General features: G+C 65.9%; 14 protein-coding genes and 2 pseudogenes. 7 read left to right on the top strand and 9 right to left on the bottom strand.

Translation table 11 applies throughout. The features are described from left to right. The 4 genes and pseudogenes from QR64_RS02450 to QR64_RS02435 all read right to left on the bottom strand — a co-directional run. Positions 1-544 (bottom strand): annotated as a pseudogene (locus QR64_RS02450) (hypothetical protein); the annotation flags it as partial. Between the two features lie 272 nt (positions 545-816). Next, positions 817-1161, bottom strand: a complete 345-nt coding sequence (locus QR64_RS02445; RefSeq protein ID WP_039583914.1) for a helix-turn-helix domain-containing protein — start codon at positions 1159-1161, stop codon at positions 817-819. Beyond that, positions 1145-2296: a tyrosine-type recombinase/integrase gene (locus QR64_RS02440; RefSeq protein WP_037190706.1), complete on the bottom strand. Its 1152-nt coding sequence runs from the start codon at positions 2294-2296 to the stop codon at positions 1145-1147. The genes QR64_RS02445 and QR64_RS02440 overlap by 17 nt, the downstream gene beginning before the upstream one ends. A 658-nt stretch (positions 2297-2954) precedes the next feature. Then, positions 2955-4511, bottom strand: coding sequence for an FMN-binding glutamate synthase family protein (locus QR64_RS02435; protein WP_039583912.1), 1557 nt, complete (start codon positions 4509-4511; stop codon positions 2955-2957). Between the two features lie 137 nt (positions 4512-4648). Between QR64_RS02435 and QR64_RS02430 the strand changes: the two genes are divergently transcribed. Next, entirely contained in the window at positions 4649-7024 is a 2376-nt protein-coding gene (locus QR64_RS02430; protein ID WP_039583911.1) for an FdhF/YdeP family oxidoreductase, read from the top strand. Positions 7025-7031: 7 nt separating this feature from the next. On the opposite strand, the gene QR64_RS02425 is transcribed toward QR64_RS02430, so the two are convergent. Beyond that, positions 7032-8030: an MBL fold metallo-hydrolase gene (locus QR64_RS02425; RefSeq protein WP_039583916.1), complete on the bottom strand. Its 999-nt coding sequence runs from the start codon at positions 8028-8030 to the stop codon at positions 7032-7034. 98 nt (positions 8031-8128) lie between these two features. On the opposite strand from QR64_RS02425, the gene QR64_RS02420 reads away from it, so the two are divergent. Continuing rightward, a complete protein-coding gene (locus QR64_RS02420) occupies positions 8129-8608 on the top strand; it encodes a TspO/MBR family protein (protein WP_039583910.1) in 480 nt (159 codons plus the stop codon). 59 nt (positions 8609-8667) lie between these two features. On the opposite strand, the gene QR64_RS26750 is transcribed toward QR64_RS02420, so the two are convergent. Further along, positions 8668-8841 carry a hypothetical protein gene (locus tag QR64_RS26750; RefSeq protein ID WP_153811619.1) on the bottom strand — a complete coding sequence of 58 codons (174 nt, stop codon included), beginning with the start codon at positions 8839-8841 and terminating at the stop codon, positions 8668-8670. Positions 8842-9119: 278 nt separating this feature from the next. Here QR64_RS26750 and QR64_RS27460 point away from each other — a divergent pair. Continuing rightward, positions 9120-9551: pseudogene (locus QR64_RS27460) on the top strand (carotenoid oxygenase family protein); the annotation flags it as partial. Here the strand turns inward: QR64_RS27460 and QR64_RS27455 are convergent. Next, complete coding sequence (locus QR64_RS27455) at positions 9530-9733, bottom strand: hypothetical protein (RefSeq protein WP_006553111.1); 204 nt, start codon at positions 9731-9733, stop codon at positions 9530-9532. The pseudogene QR64_RS27460 and the gene QR64_RS27455 sit on opposite strands and share 22 nt — an antisense overlap. Positions 9734-9827: 94 nt before the next feature. Then, positions 9828-11111 (bottom strand): APC family permease, encoded by a 1284-nt coding sequence (locus QR64_RS02405; protein WP_006553112.1) that lies wholly within the window; start codon positions 11109-11111, stop codon positions 9828-9830. Positions 11112-11179: 68 nt separating this feature from the next. On the opposite strand from QR64_RS02405, the gene QR64_RS02400 reads away from it, so the two are divergent. From QR64_RS02400 to QR64_RS02385, 4 genes are all read left to right on the top strand, one after another. Next, entirely contained in the window at positions 11180-11938 is a 759-nt protein-coding gene (locus tag QR64_RS02400) for an ArsR family transcriptional regulator (protein ID WP_024102393.1), read from the top strand. Between the two features lie 13 nt (positions 11939-11951). Continuing rightward, complete coding sequence (locus QR64_RS02395; RefSeq protein ID WP_006553114.1) at positions 11952-12338, top strand: VOC family protein; 387 nt, start codon at positions 11952-11954, stop codon at positions 12336-12338. A gap of 42 nt (positions 12339-12380) precedes the next feature. Next, positions 12381-12563 (top strand): hypothetical protein, encoded by a 183-nt coding sequence (locus QR64_RS02390; RefSeq protein ID WP_006553115.1) that lies wholly within the window; start codon positions 12381-12383, stop codon positions 12561-12563. A gap of 79 nt (positions 12564-12642) precedes the next feature. Then, entirely contained in the window at positions 12643-13989 is a 1347-nt protein-coding gene (locus QR64_RS02385) for a phosphotransferase family protein (protein ID WP_039583907.1), read from the top strand. A gap of 4 nt (positions 13990-13993) precedes the next feature. Here QR64_RS02385 and QR64_RS02380 read toward each other — a convergent pair. Continuing rightward, a partial coding sequence (locus QR64_RS02380) for a sodium:solute symporter family transporter (protein WP_411908068.1) occupies positions 13994-14563 on the bottom strand: 570 nt, incomplete at its 5' end.

Here is a 14563-nt window from a genome sequence, read left to right as displayed (position 1 = left end):
GTCGCACCCAGCCGGCACCAGTACCACTGCTAACTGCGAAGAGCCGCGAAAGCGACCTCTTCTCGAGCCAGTTCAGGAAATTGATCGCTACGGTTGTGTCCTGTTTCGAGGTTCTGACATGGCCCTCCCTCAAGCTTTTCTTGCCGGAGAGTTCCCGCAGCCTTCTCAGGTGATGCCACCGTGCGTACTGCCGAACAACTGTGGTGTGCTCGTCGTTGAGATCGCACGCGTCCATCGTGCGCTCGAGCCACCGAGTATAAAGTTGCAGGTTCGGATCCCTGTATTCGAGGACGCCTAATTTCGTCAAGAGTTGATGCAGGTGCTTGACCTTCGCGTATTCGCCGTAGCTCTCGAATGTCTCATGCTCGATCGGCGACTCGCCGTGAGCCAGACTGCGGAGAACCTGCCGCACATGCCCGTTACGGAGCCAGATCATCGCGCTCATGGGTCGCGGCTGCGCGATGACCGCCTCGTAGAAGGGAGTGAGCTCCTGGCACAGGCTTCCGGACCCGTCGTCCAGGAGAATCGACAAATCATCTGTCACACAACAGCGGACACACATCTGGTGACGAAACAGATGGTCCTCGTTCCCACATCGAGTGCAGTAGAAGCTTCGAGGTATCTCTGCGCAATCCGAACAGATCGGCCGATTATCCGGGTCCAGGCCCGGCAGGAGTCGTTCACGGGAGCATCCCGGGCACATTCCACGTTTCCCGATTGCACGGTGGTAACACCGGCTGCACACCACGCCCTCCGGCCACCGCCAGTAGACCCGAACATGACGATCGCACCGGGCGCATGGAGTAGCTGACATGTCTACTCCGCCGGACGGATCCGTGCCCGCTTCGGTCTGATCGTGCTGTTCAAATCCACTACGCCGCCACCACCACCGCCGCCGGCTGCCGTGGCTCTGCGGCTCGGGGTCGCCTCGATGCGGAACTGGCACAGATCTTCCACCGAGCAGTCGAGCGCATCGCATAGTGCGCCCAGCAGGGCCAGAGACATTCGATCCGGTCGATGGCCGAGCATTCGATACAGCTGAGACGGGGAGAGGTCGATTCCGCGCTCGACCAACAGCGGTATGAGTTCCGAGATATTGTTCAAACCCCGCGCTGCCATAATTTCCCGGAGGCGCCACGAATATTCAACTCGTCGATTCACGGTTCCTCCTTTCGTGCGAGCCCTGTCGGACCGCTCGTCCCGCAATGCGCTCGAAGGCGTTCTGGACAACACGTGTGCGGTAGTCGGATGATACGTGCGTGTAGATCGATGTGGTGCTTGCGTGTTCGTGCCCGACTTGCTCCTGCACGAACCGGGCCTCATAACCGTATTCGATGAGATGGCTGACGTAGGATCGGCGGAGCGAATGAAAGTCGATGCCCGAGGCGAGACCGAGCTCCTTGCGGAATTGGTTGAACGTGTTGGATACCGAGCCCAGTGCGATACGGCTGCTGCGTTCCGTGCACCACAGGGCAGGGTTGTCCTCGTGTGATACTCGGGGTCGAATATCCTCGATCCATTGGACCAGACTCTCGACCGCCCAGTCCATCTCGGGAACGGTCAGGACACTTCGACGCTTCGGTGGGGAGCCTTTCATCGCCTTCCCGTACCGCACGTACAGAACGCCGTATCGGCCGAACGAGGGAGCTTTCGGATTGAATCCGAAGTCGATCGTGTCGAGCATACGAAGTTCGTTTCTGCGAAGTCCCCAGGCGTACGCCACCTTGAGCAGCACCGCGTCCCGAAACGCTGGGATGGCTCCTTTCCTTCCTTGGGTCAGGATGCGTTCGACACGATTGTCGGCGTGGTCGAAAAGGTCCTGAACTTCCTCCCAGGTCAGGGCTCGTTTCTTCGGTCGAGCGATCGCGTCCTGGGTGTGGCGGGCGGTGTTCCATTCGTGGCAGACCTGGGTGGGGTGAGTTCCGAATCGTTCCTCGCATGCTTCGGACCATCCATATGCAGGATCGACGAGATACGCCAAGAACGCCCGCAGTGCCAGTTGATAGCCCAAAAGTGTGCTCTGCGCCAAGCCGTGGATCGCCCGACGCTGCATGAAGAATTCGTCGACATCGGCAGCGGACCATTCCCACGGCTCACTGCCTGCAAAGGCGTGAAAGCGGCGGACGATCGCCTCTCGTGCGTTGACCGTACCGAGGCCCAGATTGCGACTGAGTTGCTGGTTTCGCCATCCGTCGAGCATGGCCTGAAAGACCTGCTCTTCGGGTCGGAGCAGTGCCACACCGTCGGCAAGGTGCAGCGACGCATCCCCAGGTCCACGGCGATCCGAACGACCCATGGAGACCCCCTCGCATTGTGCGCGAAATATTCGCACATAATGCGAATGTGGGTCAAGGTCGCCAGGTCAGAAGGGTGGGGAGGATCCACTGACCGGGTGATATGCCCTCGTGAGAGCGTGTGATTTCGGGATTCGGCGAGGAGGCGGAGCGCGGCAGACGGGTGGGGAACCCGCAGCTCAGCGCCTGCGTGAGTTGGTCGACACGGAGAGGCTGTCGCGTCCCGCCATGTGGACGTCACGGGTTCGCGTGCCGCGCAACTCGTGACGGTTAATCATGGATAACCCCGATTATCCATCAAGATCACGTTGAGAGCTCAGGTCTGCGGCGCGGAGGTGGCTGGCGCGGACCTGACAGCGACGAGCGCCGTGGTCGGCTGTCGCGTCCTCGGTCGACATGCTGCCACCTGGGATGGTCCTGTCGTCTCCTCAAGTGTCGGGCATCATCGACGCGGACCCCAGGCTGCTGAGTTGATCGATGTGTGTCCGGACTGGCGGGAGCCGAAGGTCGCGAAGCTGTGATGCATGCCGATAGGCCGCGCGATCGGACGAGTCATTGGAGTGCCTTCATCCGCAGCCAAGAGCGGCGGTCAAAGTGGCTAGTTAACATAACGAGGCATTATCGGCCGCATCGCTTTGTCGATCTTTTGACCACAGGTGATTACGAGGTCGCCGTCGACTCCTCCGTCCCACCCGGTGTCGTCACCGCTTCCGCTGTCATCAGACGCGTGATCTCCTCCCGGACCGTCTGCGACGGCAGTCCCCACCCGTCTCGGTAGCCGTACAGCTCCCGCAGGGTGACGGCGCGTCGATTGCCGTCGGCGATCTCGATGTCGTCGACAGTGATGAGGCCGGGATGCGCCACACCCGTCGCCTGCGCGATCTTGAACACGTCGCGGCGGAGGGCTTCGATGTAGTCGGCGACGCGGTCGGCCTTGGTCGGGACGTCGAGTCCTCGGGCGAGCCAACGGTTCTGCGTCGCCACGCCGGTGGGGCACCGGTCGGTATGGCATTTCTGCGCCTGGATGCATCCGATCGAGAACATCGGTTCGCGGGCGACGTTGACCATGTCGCATCCGAGCGCCATCGCCACCACCGCGTTGTCGGGCAGGCCGAGTTTGCCGGCACCGATGAAGGTGACGTCGTCGGTCAAGCCGGCTTCGGCGAATGTCGCGTAGACCCGCGCGAAGCCGCTGCGGAACGGAAGCGATACGGCGTCGGCGAACACCAATGGTGCAGCGCCGGTTCCACCTTCGCCGCCGTCGATGGTGACGAAGTCGACTCCGCGGTCGGTCTCGCTCATCTGGCGTGTGAGTTCGTCCCAGAAGGTCGTGTCGCCCACGGCGGACTTGATCCCCACGGGAAGTCCCGTTTCGGCTGCGAGCAGTTCGACCCAGTCGAGCAGGCTGTCGATGTCGTGGAACTCGGTGTGGCGCGACGGGCTCACGCAGTCCTTGCCGACGGGGATTCCACGGACCTCGGCGATCTCCGGGGTGACCTTGGCTCCGGGTAGCAATCCGCCCAGTCCGGGCTTGGCGCCTTGGCTGAGTTTGATCTCCAGGGCACGCACGGGTGCCGATTCGACCACCCGCTTCAGTCGTGCGAGGTCGAAGTGTCCGTCCTCGTCGCGGCACCCGAAATAGCCGGTGCCGATCTGGAAGATCAATTCTCCGCCGTTGCGGTGGTACGTCGTCAGGCCGCCTTCACCGGTGTTCTGCAGGCATCCGGCCGTCCCGGCACCCCGGTTGAGTGCTTCCACGGCGGCACCGGACAGCGAACCGAAGCTCATCGCCGAGATGTTGACGAACGACTCGGGACGGAAGGCGCGGGTACGTCCCCGGGCAGCGCCGAGCACCTTCGCGGACGGGAGCGACACCTTGTCGCCCCCGTGAGGGGCACTCGACGGCGGCAGGTCCGAGAACGTGCGGTGCTTGATGATCGTGTACCCGTCGGTGTACTCGATGTCGTTGTCGCTGCCGAATCCGAAGGTGTTGGTGACGTTCTTCGACGAAGCGTATATCCACCGGCGCTGATCGCGGTTGAACGGCCGTTCCTCGTTGTTGTTCGTCGTGATGTACTGCCGCAGTTCGGGTCCCAGCGACTCCAGCAGATAGCGACCGTGCCCGAGAATCGGGAAGTTGCGTAGCAGCGAATGTCGCTTCTGCACAAGATCGTAGGCACCGACAGCGGCCGCCGCAGCGGCCGGGATTCCGAGCATTTTCGACCGTCCAATTTCCCGAGAGTACGTCCGGGTGGGGCTGCGCGATGCGGGTCCGGGCGTAATCGCCGACCCGTTTCGGCAGGCGGCGGACCGGGGTACTCCTCGGCAAACCGTGCGTGGGGAGAGGTGATCGAATGCGGAACCGTGACCGGCGGGCCGACTACGACGAAGGCGACCTCGAGGTCGAAGACCGGAAGAAGGCCGCAGCGGGTGTCACCGGCGTCGCCGTGGCGGTGAAGCGATCCCTCGAGCAGATGGGGCTGGTGCGTTCGGTCGAGGCACTGCTCGAGTTGAACCAGGCCGAAGGGTTCGACTGCCCGAGTTGCGCGTGGCCCGACCCGGACCCCGGTCATCGCAAGATCGCCGAGTTTTGCGAGAACGGCGCCAAGGCCGTCGCCGAGGAAGGCACCAAGCGACGTGCCGACCCGAGCTTCTTCGCCAGGTACAGCATCGCGGAACTGGCCGAGCACAGCGAGCTGTGGCTCGGCAAGCAGGGCCGCATCACGCATCCGATGGTCAAGCGGCCCGGCGCCACGCACTACACCCCGATCGAGTGGGACGAGGCCTTCACCCTCATCGGTGAACAGCTGAAGTCGCTGGACAGCCCCGATCAGGCCACCTTCTACACGTCCGGACGGGCATCGAACGAAGCGGCCTTCGTGTACCAGCTGTTCGCGCGGGCGTTCGGGACCAACAATCTGCCCGACTGCTCGAACATGTGCCACGAGTCCACGAGCATCGCGCTGCAGGAGTCGATCGGCATCGGCAAGGCCAGCGTCACGCTCGACGATGTGCACTACGCCGAGCTGATCATCCTGCAGGGGCAGAACCCCGGCACCAACCACCCGCGCATGCTCACCGCACTCGAAGAGGCCAAGCAGAACGGCGCGAAGATCCTGACGATCAACCCGCTGCGCGAAGCGGGGCTGGTCAACTTCCGGAACCCGCAGACACCGCGCGGGGTGCTCGGTCGGGGAACGGATCTGTCCGACCTGCATCTGTCGATCAAGGTGAATGGCGACCTCGCGCTGTTGCAGGCGTTCGGGTCGCTGCTCGTCGAATGGGACGCGCTCGACCACGACTTCGTGCAGAGCCGCACCCGGGGATTCGACGAATGGGTCGAACACGTCCGGGACATCGACTGGGACGAGGTGGTCGCCGCGACCGGCCTGTCGCGTCAGCAGATCACCGAGGCTGCGCAGATGCTGCGACGCTCGAAGGCAACGGTCTTCTGCTGGGCCATGGGCCTGACTCAACACCGCAACGCGGTCGCGACCATCAAGGAGATCTGCAATCTCGCATTCGCGCAGGGCAACATCGGTAAGCGCGGCGCCGGCCTCATGCCCGTGCGCGGACACTCGAACGTCCAGGGCGACCGCACGATGGGGATCTGGGAACGCGCACCGCAGAGTTTCCTCGACGCGGTCGAGAAGGAGTTCGGTTTCGATCCTCCTCGTGAGAACGGTTACGACACGGTCGATTCGATCAAGGCGATGCGCGACGGCAAGGTGCGGTTCTTCCTCGGCCTCGGCGGCAACTTCGTGCAGGCGGCACCCGACACCGCTGTCACCGCGGAGGCGATGGCAGGTATCGACATGACGGTGCACATCTCGACGAAACCCAATCGTTCCCATCTGGTCTGCGGCAGAACGGCATTGATCCTCCCTACGCTCGGGCGTACCGACAAGGACGTCCAGGCCTCGGGACCGCAGTTCGTGTCGGTCGAGGACACGACGTGCGCGGTCCACGCCTCCCGAGGACCGCTGAAACCGCCCAGCGAGCACGTGCGTTCGGAGGTCGCGATCATCACGGGCATCGCCGAGGCCACGCTCGGCGACCGCTACGGGATCGACTGGAAGGCGATGCGCGACGACTACGCGAACATCCGCTCGCGCATCTCCCGCGTCGTCCCGGGTTGTGAAGGGTACGAGGTCAATGTCCGGCGTCCGGGAGGGTTCATCCTGCCGCATCCGCCCCGCGACACCCGAAGCTTCGAGACCGATTCGGGTAAAGCGGAATTCGCCGTCTCGCCGGTGGAGGTGGTTCAGGTCCCGCCGGGGCATCTGTTGCTGCAGACGATGCGCAGTCACGACCAGTTCAACACCACCATCTACGGCCTCAGCGACCGCTACCGCGGCATCGAGGGCGGCCGTCGCGTCGTGTTCATGCACCGGGACGACATCGCCGCACTGGGTTTCGACGACGGAGACTTCGTCGACCTGTTCACACGATGGGACGGCGACGACCGCGAACGGTGCGCCACGAGGTTCCGGATCGTCGAGTACGACCTGCCGAGGGGAAGTGCGGCCGCCTACTATCCGGAGACCAACCCTCTCGTCCCGCTCGATTCGACTGCACTGAAGAGCAACTGCCCCACCTACAAGTCGATCGTGATCTCCCTGACGCCCGCCGGAAGTCGCGACGACGAGTGCCCGGATGTGCTCGGAACCGCGCCCGCGGGATCGGACTGGTCGCACAAGACGACCCCGGAGCCGAAGCACCTGTCCTGACCGTCGGTCAGGACGCCTCGAATGCTCCTTCGCGCAGCAGTGTTTCGGCCGTCACGAAGGCCGCAGCGCGTCGCCTCACGGTGGGCGGTGCCGGTGGGTTGCCGTTCCACTGGTCGAACAGGGTGCTCAGGCTCAGTGCGATGCGCTCCGGCGACTCCCAGTGACGCCACGCATCGAAATCTTTCGTGAGCAAGAGTTTCCGCGCTGTTTCGAGCGGGGTGAGTCCGGCCCGGTGATGATCCTGGGCGGCATCGCGCAGCCACAGCCAGTAGTCGCGCAGTGCTCGGATCTCCGCCGCACCACAGGTCGGCCCGTGCCCGGGTACGTACACGTCGGCGTCCCAGCCGAGCAGCCGATCGAGCGCCGACAACCAGTTGTCGAGCGGGCCGTGCCACAGGATCGGCGTCGACCCGATGAACAGCAGGTCGCCGGTGAAGACGACCCCGGCATCGGCCACGCGGACGACGAGGTCGCCGGCCGTGTGGCACGGTCCGAGTTGCTCGAGTTCGATCGTGCGACCACCGATGTCCAGTGAGGTGGCGGTCGCGAAGGTCGTGTCGGGCATCCGCGGGGTGCGGCGCGGGAATCGGGCACCGCCGCGGACCCGCGCCATGTAGGCACCGGCCGCACCGATGGGGCCGGGGACGCGCCGGATCAGGGAGCCCGTGCCGGCCAGCACGGTGAGGGCGCGCGGTGGAAGATCCTCGCGCATCCCGTCCAGTGCGGCGGCGCTGGTGGTGATCCGCGCGTCGGGCGGCAGCGTGTCGTTGCCCCACCAGTGGTCACCGTCGCTGTGGGTGTTCACCGCGTCGGTGATCGGAGCATCGGCGACCAGCGGTGCCTGCGCCTCGGCGATGCGCTGCGCCCATGCGACGTCCCATGCGGTATCGACGACCAGCGACGCCGTTCCCGGTGCGACGACCAACCCGGTGTTGGCCTCACCCCAACCGCCCGGGGTGCGCACGAACGCCCAGACCCCGTCACCGACCTGCTGCAATCCACTCATGTCGACCTCCCGGCCCGCCACCCTACCGAGGTGTCCGTTTCGTGCGCCTTCGGCTCGGGTAGCCGACGATCAACCGTCATCCACAGGAGCCGACAGACATGAGACTCAGTACCGTTCTCGCGACCGCCGCTGCCACCACGACCACCGCGATCGTCGGATCGATCGCCTCCCAGGACACGAACTCCCGGTGGTACCGCAAGTTGCGTAAGCCCGGTTTCCAGCCTCCGGCCGCGGCGTTCCCGATCGTCTGGACGGTGCTGTATGCCGATATCGCTGTTACCTCGGCCGTCGCGATCGACGAGTACACCGACGCCGACGACTATGCGGGTCGTCGCAACTACATCGCGGCTCTGGCTACGAATCTCGTTCTCAACGCCTCGTGGTCGTGGGTGTTCTTCAAGTGGCATCGGTTGATGCCTGCCACTGTGGTCGCCGCCCTACTCGCCGCCAGTACCGCGGATCTGACGCGCCGGACGGCCGAGGCGAATCCGGCTGCGGGTGCCGCGCTGGCTCCGTACTCGGCGTGGACGGCGTTCGCCACGCTGCTGACCGGACGGATCACGCAGCTCAACCGCTGATCCGCGTGAGTCAGGACGGTAGATCGCGTTCGTGACATACGCGGCGACGTCGGCGTGGGTCATGTGCCGGGCGGGGAGAGCAACTGGCTGAAGACCACGCCCACCATGAATTCCACTGCTGTATCCGGGGTCGGCCCGAGGTGCGCAGCCAGGGGTGGGCCGGTGATGTGCTTCAGTGGCCGCTCGGTGACGATGTCGACCAGTGTGCTGCCCTTTCGGAGCGGATGAGCCACGGTTCGTCGGCGAATCGCAGGCGACCGAGGACAAGTTTTTCGAGAGTGTCGAGCTCGTGGTTCACGATGACGCCCAGCAGATGGCCCTTCGATGCGTACCGGCGATAGATGGTTGGACCGTGGTGGTCGGCTGCACGGGCCCGCGACGATCCCGATTCCCGAGCTCGGATTCGTCCACGACTTCGCGCTGACCGATCGGCACATGGTGTTCGTGCTGGGACCCTGCTGGTTCGGAATCCCGTCCCGGTTGCACTGGGGTTGCGCCCTTCGACGATGCGTTGTCGTACCGACCGGAACTCGGCACCACCATCGTCCTGGTGTCGCGGGACGGTGGTGACCCGGCGACCTTCGAACACGACGCGCTGTTCCACTTTCACGTCACCAACGCCCACGAGGCCGGCGATCGCACCGTCGTCGAACTCGTCGCGCACGATCCGGCCGGCGGCTGGGAAGGGTAGAACGGTCACCTGCGCAACTATCGGGGCGATGCCGGACCGGCCTTCGGCGGTACGCTCACTCGGCTGACCGTCGACCGCAGGGCCCGCCGCATCACCGCCACCGCGCTCGACGATCACGGATGCGAATTCCCTCGACTCGACCCGCGGTTCGCCACCACCGAGCATCGCTACAGCTACACCGCGTCGGCATCGGTCCCGGGAGGGGATCCCGACTCGGTCACCATGATCGATCACCGTACGGGCACGACGAACCGGTACACGGCCGAGGCCGGCACCACCGTCTGTGAACCTCTGTTCGCACCGGCAGCGACGCCGAGGGCGGCGGCTGATCGCTGACGCTCGAACACCAGCCTGCGCGCAGGGGCAGCAGGCTTCTCGTCCTGCGCGCCGACCGACCGGGCGACGGACCGGTCGCGGCGGTGATCCTGCAGCACTACGTGCCGATGACCTCCCACGGCGCGTTTCGGCCCGACAGTGGCGCTACCTCCGACCGGCGGTAGGCCGATGGGCATCTCATTCCTGACGGATCTACCGTTGCGGTTCAACCGGTTCCGGCTGGGACCTGAAGCGCCGACGTGTGGCGTAGATCAGCGCGCCCACTGCGATCACGGCCGTACCGGTGAGCACCGATGAGCCGGGCAGCGTGAACGCCAGGGTCAGGCATCCGGCCAGCCCGAGTGAAGCGATGATGCGCCCGCGTCGCCCGCCCGGAAGCGTCCAGGCGGAGGCGTTGGCGACGGCGTAGTAGACCAGCACCCCGAACGACGAGAATCCGATCGCGGCACGGACATCTGCGGTTGCGGCGACGACCGCGACGATCACTCCGACAGCGAGTTCGGCTCGATGTGGCACCGCGAACCGGGGGTGCACCGCGGCCAGCGCGTGCGGCAGATGCCGGTCCCGTGCCATCGCGAAGGTGGTGCGCGACACTCCCAGCACCAGGGCGAGCAGTGAACCCAGAGCGGCAACGACGGCCCCGGCGCGCACCACCGGCTCCAACCACTCGACCCCGGCCGCGGTCACCACACTCGACAACGGTGCAGTCGCTTCGGCCAGCGTGCGAGGGCCCAGTACCAGCAGCGCGACCGAAGCGACCGCCAGATAGACGAGCAGGGTGACGCCCAGTGCCATCGAGATCGCGCGCGGTATCGTGCGCGCCGGTTCGCGTACCTCCTCGCCGAGGGTGGCGATCCGCGCGTACCCGGCGAAGGCGAAGAACAACAACCCGCCCGCCTGCAGCACCCCGCCCACGGTGATGTCGGTGCCGAACCCGAGTCGGGCCACCTCGGTGGAGCCGGAGGTAGACCCTGCGACAACCACCGCGGCGAGTACAGCCAGCACGATCGCCACGATGATCCGGGTCGCCAGTGCCGACTTCTGGACACCGCGATAGTTCACCGCCGTGAGCAACACGACGGCGGCGACCGCAACCGCGTGCGCCTGCTCGGGCCAAATGTAGAGGCCGACGGTCAACGCCATGGCCGCGCACGAGGCGGTCTTGCCGACCACGAAACACCAGCCTGCCAGATATCCCCAGAACTCGCCGAGCCGTTCGCGTCCGTACACATATGTGCCACCGGAGACCGGGTACCGTGCCGCCAGCCGTCCCGACGAGGACGCATTGCAGTACGCCACGATTGCCGCCACCGCGAGCCCGATCAGCAGGCCCGACCCCGCAGCTCCGGCTGCGGGCGCCAGGGCCACGAAGATCCCCGCCCCGAGCATCGATCCGAGGCCGATCACGACTGCGTCGGCCGCCCCGAGGCGCCGTTGTAACCCCTCGGGCGTGCCCGTCCCTGTCGTCTCCGACATCACGGCTCCTTCGCGCGCATCCAAATTGAATCAAAATGATTTGATATATCTGGTGCTATCATCGGGTGATGAAGTCGGTGCGTCAACCTGTCCCGGCCTTCGTGCAGTTGGCCGCCCACCCGGTGCGGTGGCAGCTGCTCGCGGCGCTGTCCGGCGGCGACTATCGGGTCCGGGAGATGGTGTCACTGGTCGGGGAGCCGCAGAACCTCGTCTCCTATCACCTCCGCCTGCTCCGCGACGGCGGGCTGGTGCGGGTTTCCCGCAGCAGCTTCGACGGCCGCGACAGCTACTACCACCTCGACCTCGACCGGTGCACCGAGATGCTGGCCGGCGTAGGTGCCGCACTGCATCCGGGGTTGGGGTGCAACCGCCCGCCTGTGACGTTCACATCCGAGACGCCCTCACCGGTGCTGTTCGTGTGCACAGGCAACAGTGCGCGCTCCGCAATCGCGGAAGCTCTGCTCCGGCAGCGCACCGGCGGGACCGTCGACACGACCAGCGCAGGCACCTGCCCGAAACGGAACATGCACCCGAACACGGTGCGGGTGCTGCGAGAAGAATTCGGGATCGACATCGCCGACCGACATCCCCGCCACCTCGACAGCCTCGCCGGCCGCCGGTTCGGCACGGTGATCACCTTGTGCGACAAGGCCCGCGAGGTATGCCCCGAATTCGACGGCGAGACTCGCCGGATCCACTGGAGTATCCCCGACCCGGCGGCGGCCGGCGGTGCCGACGAAGAGACCTATCCGGCCTTCCGTGTCATCGCGGCCGAGATCGACACCCGCATCCGATATCTGTGCGAGACCCATGCCGTCACAACATGACCAGGAGCAACCGATGACCACTACCGACGAATACGTCAGCGTCCGATACCTCGTCGACGACGTGCCCGCGGCCGTCGCCTTCTACACCCGTTATCTCGGCTTCACCGTGCTCACCCACCCCGCGCCCGCTTTCGCCGATGTGATCAGGGGTTCGCTGCGGCTGCTGCTGTCCGGGCCGGCGAGTTCCGGGGCCCGCGCCACCCCCGAGGAGTTCGTCGGTCCGGGCCGTAACCGGATCCACCTCGTCGTCGACGACCTCGACGCCGAGATCGCTCGCCTGCGTGGTGCCGGCATAGAACTCCGAAGCGATGTGGTGACCGGTCCGGGCGGTCGTCAGATCCTGCTCGCCGACCCCGCCGGCAATCCGATCGAACTGTTCCAGCCGGCGGCCGACAGATGACCGACCCCGAAGTGCCGACCCGCGATGGGTGATGATGGAGGCATGCTGGAAACACCCGTCGTCATCGGTATCGGATCCATCTGCGTGGGGTTCGTCTTCTTCATGCTCGCCGCGACGGGGACGCGATCACGCTGGGACAAGAAGATCACGATCACGCTGTTCGCGCTCGCCATCGTCTTCATGACGATCATCCCGGTGATCGGCGCGGTGGGGTTCGCGGCCTGACCCTCCACGGCCGAAGTACTCGCACACCGCGGATCACCGTGGAAGTATCCACCGCAGGAAACCGAACAGGGAGGTCGCGGTGGGTGGCGTCAGCGGTGAATTGAAAGACGAACTGACGAAGCGTCTTTCGTCGGTACTCGACGGCAGTTGGACGCTGCGGCGCATCGAGCGGCTCACCGGTGGTGCGAGCCGCGAGACCTGGGCGATCACCGCGGTGTCGGCTACCGGCGACACCCGGGAGTTGATCCTGCGCCGCGACCCGCCAGGACGCGAGGACGCACGCAGGATCGCAATGGAAGCGGCGTCCTTCGACGAGGCCGCCCGCATCGGCGTGCCCGTGCCCGACGTGATCGACCGCAGCGGCGACGAACCGCACCCCGGGATCGGCGCCTACCTCGTGATGTCGAAGGTGCCCGGCGAGGCACTGCCGCAGAAGTTGTTGCGCGACGAGAATCTGGCCGAGGTCCGCGCCGCACTGCCCTACGAACTCGGACGCATCCTCGCCCGGATCCACCGCATGGACATCGAGGCCGTACCGAACCTGCCCGAACACGACCCGCTGACCTCCCTGTTCGACGAGTACCTCACCAACGGCAGCCCCGTGCCGACGCTCGAGGCCGCGTTCGCGTGGCTCCTCCGCAACCGTCCACCGGCGACCGGGAAAGCGTTCGTGCACGGCGACTTCCGCAACGGGAACTTCCTCGTCGACGCGGAGGGCGTGCGCGGGGTGCTCGATTGGGAACTGGCGCACGTCGGTGACCCGATGGAGGACCTCGGGTGGCTGTGCACCCGGACCTGGCGTTTCGGTTCGCCGCATCCGGTGGGCGGATTCGGTTCCCGCGACGACCTGTTCCGCGGGTACGCCGACGAATCGGGCGAAAGTCCCGACCCCGAGGTCCTCCACTGGTGGGAGGTCTACGGCTCGCTGCGGTGGGCGGTGATCTGCCGGATGCAGGCCGCCGCAGCGGCGACGGGAGGCGACAACACCCTCGAACTGCTCGCCATCGGCCGGCGCGTCGCCGAGTGCGAACACGACCTGCTGGACCTGCTCGACGTCCCTCCCCACGACGAGACGGAGACTCCGCCCGCCACCCCACAGTTCCTGGGAGCACCGCCCGTCGAGGAGCTGCTCGGGGCAGTGCGCGAGTTCGTCCTGGAGGTCGGGGCGGGCGCCGATGCGAAGACCCGCTACCGCAGCCGGGTGGCGGCGCACGTTCTCGGCATCGCCGCACGGGAGGCCCTCTTCGCCCCGGCGGTGCGGGAGACCTATCGGGTGCGGCTCGCCGGGCTCGGCTACCGCTCCGAAGCCGAACTCGCCCTCGGTGTGCGTGCAGGACGAGATCACCTCGACGACCCGCAGGTCGCCGAGGTGATCAGGGGGTTGGCCGCGAACCGGCTGAAGGTCGCGAACCCGAAATATCGCTGACGGATCAGTGCGTGGCGGCGACCTCCGCGCCGATGCCGGTCTCCGCGCGCACCAGCATCTCCGCGAACTTCTCGTCCTCGAGGCGGCCTCGTCCCCGACGCTTCTCGCCGACGATCGATCCGATCACGCACGCGGCAATGCCGAGCGGCATGGTGACGATCACCGGGAGCTGGATGGTCAGGGGAGCGGGGCCGCTGCCCATCCACAGGGCCTCGGTGAACATCAGGCTCACGACCGTCGAGACGAGACCGGTGAGCACACCCCAGACCGCGCCGGTGGCGTTGAAGCGCCGCCAGTTCAGACTCAGCACGAGAGCGGGCAGATGCGCACTGCCGGCCACCATGAACGCCATGCCCATGAAGAAGGTGATGTTGGTGTCGTCGCCGATGAGCATGGCCAGGCCGATGGCGAGGACGCTGAAGGACACGGCCCCGTACCGGGCGATGCGGGCCTGGGCCTGGTCCTCCCGGGCCTGCTCGTCCGCGTCGAGATTCTCGATCGGTTCCTTCCGCGTGACCGCCGGCCACACGGGCTCTTCGCACTTGGTAGGGGCGGGTGTCGATCGACGCCGTTG

The sequence above is a fragment of the Rhodococcus sp. Chr-9 genome, assembly GCF_000801125.1.
Lineage (GTDB): Bacteria > Actinomycetota > Actinomycetes > Mycobacteriales > Mycobacteriaceae > Rhodococcus > Rhodococcus pyridinivorans.
Note: the sequence above shows the minus strand (reverse complement) of the source record. Positions and strands in the feature narration are given on the sequence as shown.

Bases quoted from the DNA above. Each gene is read 5' to 3' on its own strand.
- QR64_RS02440 (WP_037190706.1), bottom strand. From the start codon at position 2,296: ATGGGTCGTTCGGATCGCCGTGGACCTGGGGATGCGTCGCTGCACCTT.
- QR64_RS02435 (WP_039583912.1), bottom strand. From the start codon at position 4,511: ATGCTCGGAATCCCGGCCGCTGCGGCGGCCGCTGTCGGTGCCTACGAT.
- QR64_RS02430 (WP_039583911.1), top strand. From the start codon at position 4,649: ATGCGGAACCGTGACCGGCGGGCCGACTACGACGAAGGCGACCTCGAG.
- QR64_RS02425 (WP_039583916.1), bottom strand. From the start codon at position 8,030: ATGAGTGGATTGCAGCAGGTCGGTGACGGGGTCTGGGCGTTCGTGCGC.
- QR64_RS02420 (WP_039583910.1), top strand. From the start codon at position 8,129: ATGAGACTCAGTACCGTTCTCGCGACCGCCGCTGCCACCACGACCACC.
- QR64_RS02405 (WP_006553112.1), bottom strand. From the start codon at position 11,111: ATGTCGGAGACGACAGGGACGGGCACGCCCGAGGGGTTACAACGGCGC.
- QR64_RS02400 (WP_024102393.1), top strand. From the start codon at position 11,180: ATGAAGTCGGTGCGTCAACCTGTCCCGGCCTTCGTGCAGTTGGCCGCC.
- QR64_RS02395 (WP_006553114.1), top strand. From the start codon at position 11,952: ATGACCACTACCGACGAATACGTCAGCGTCCGATACCTCGTCGACGAC.
- QR64_RS02390 (WP_006553115.1), top strand. From the start codon at position 12,381: ATGCTGGAAACACCCGTCGTCATCGGTATCGGATCCATCTGCGTGGGG.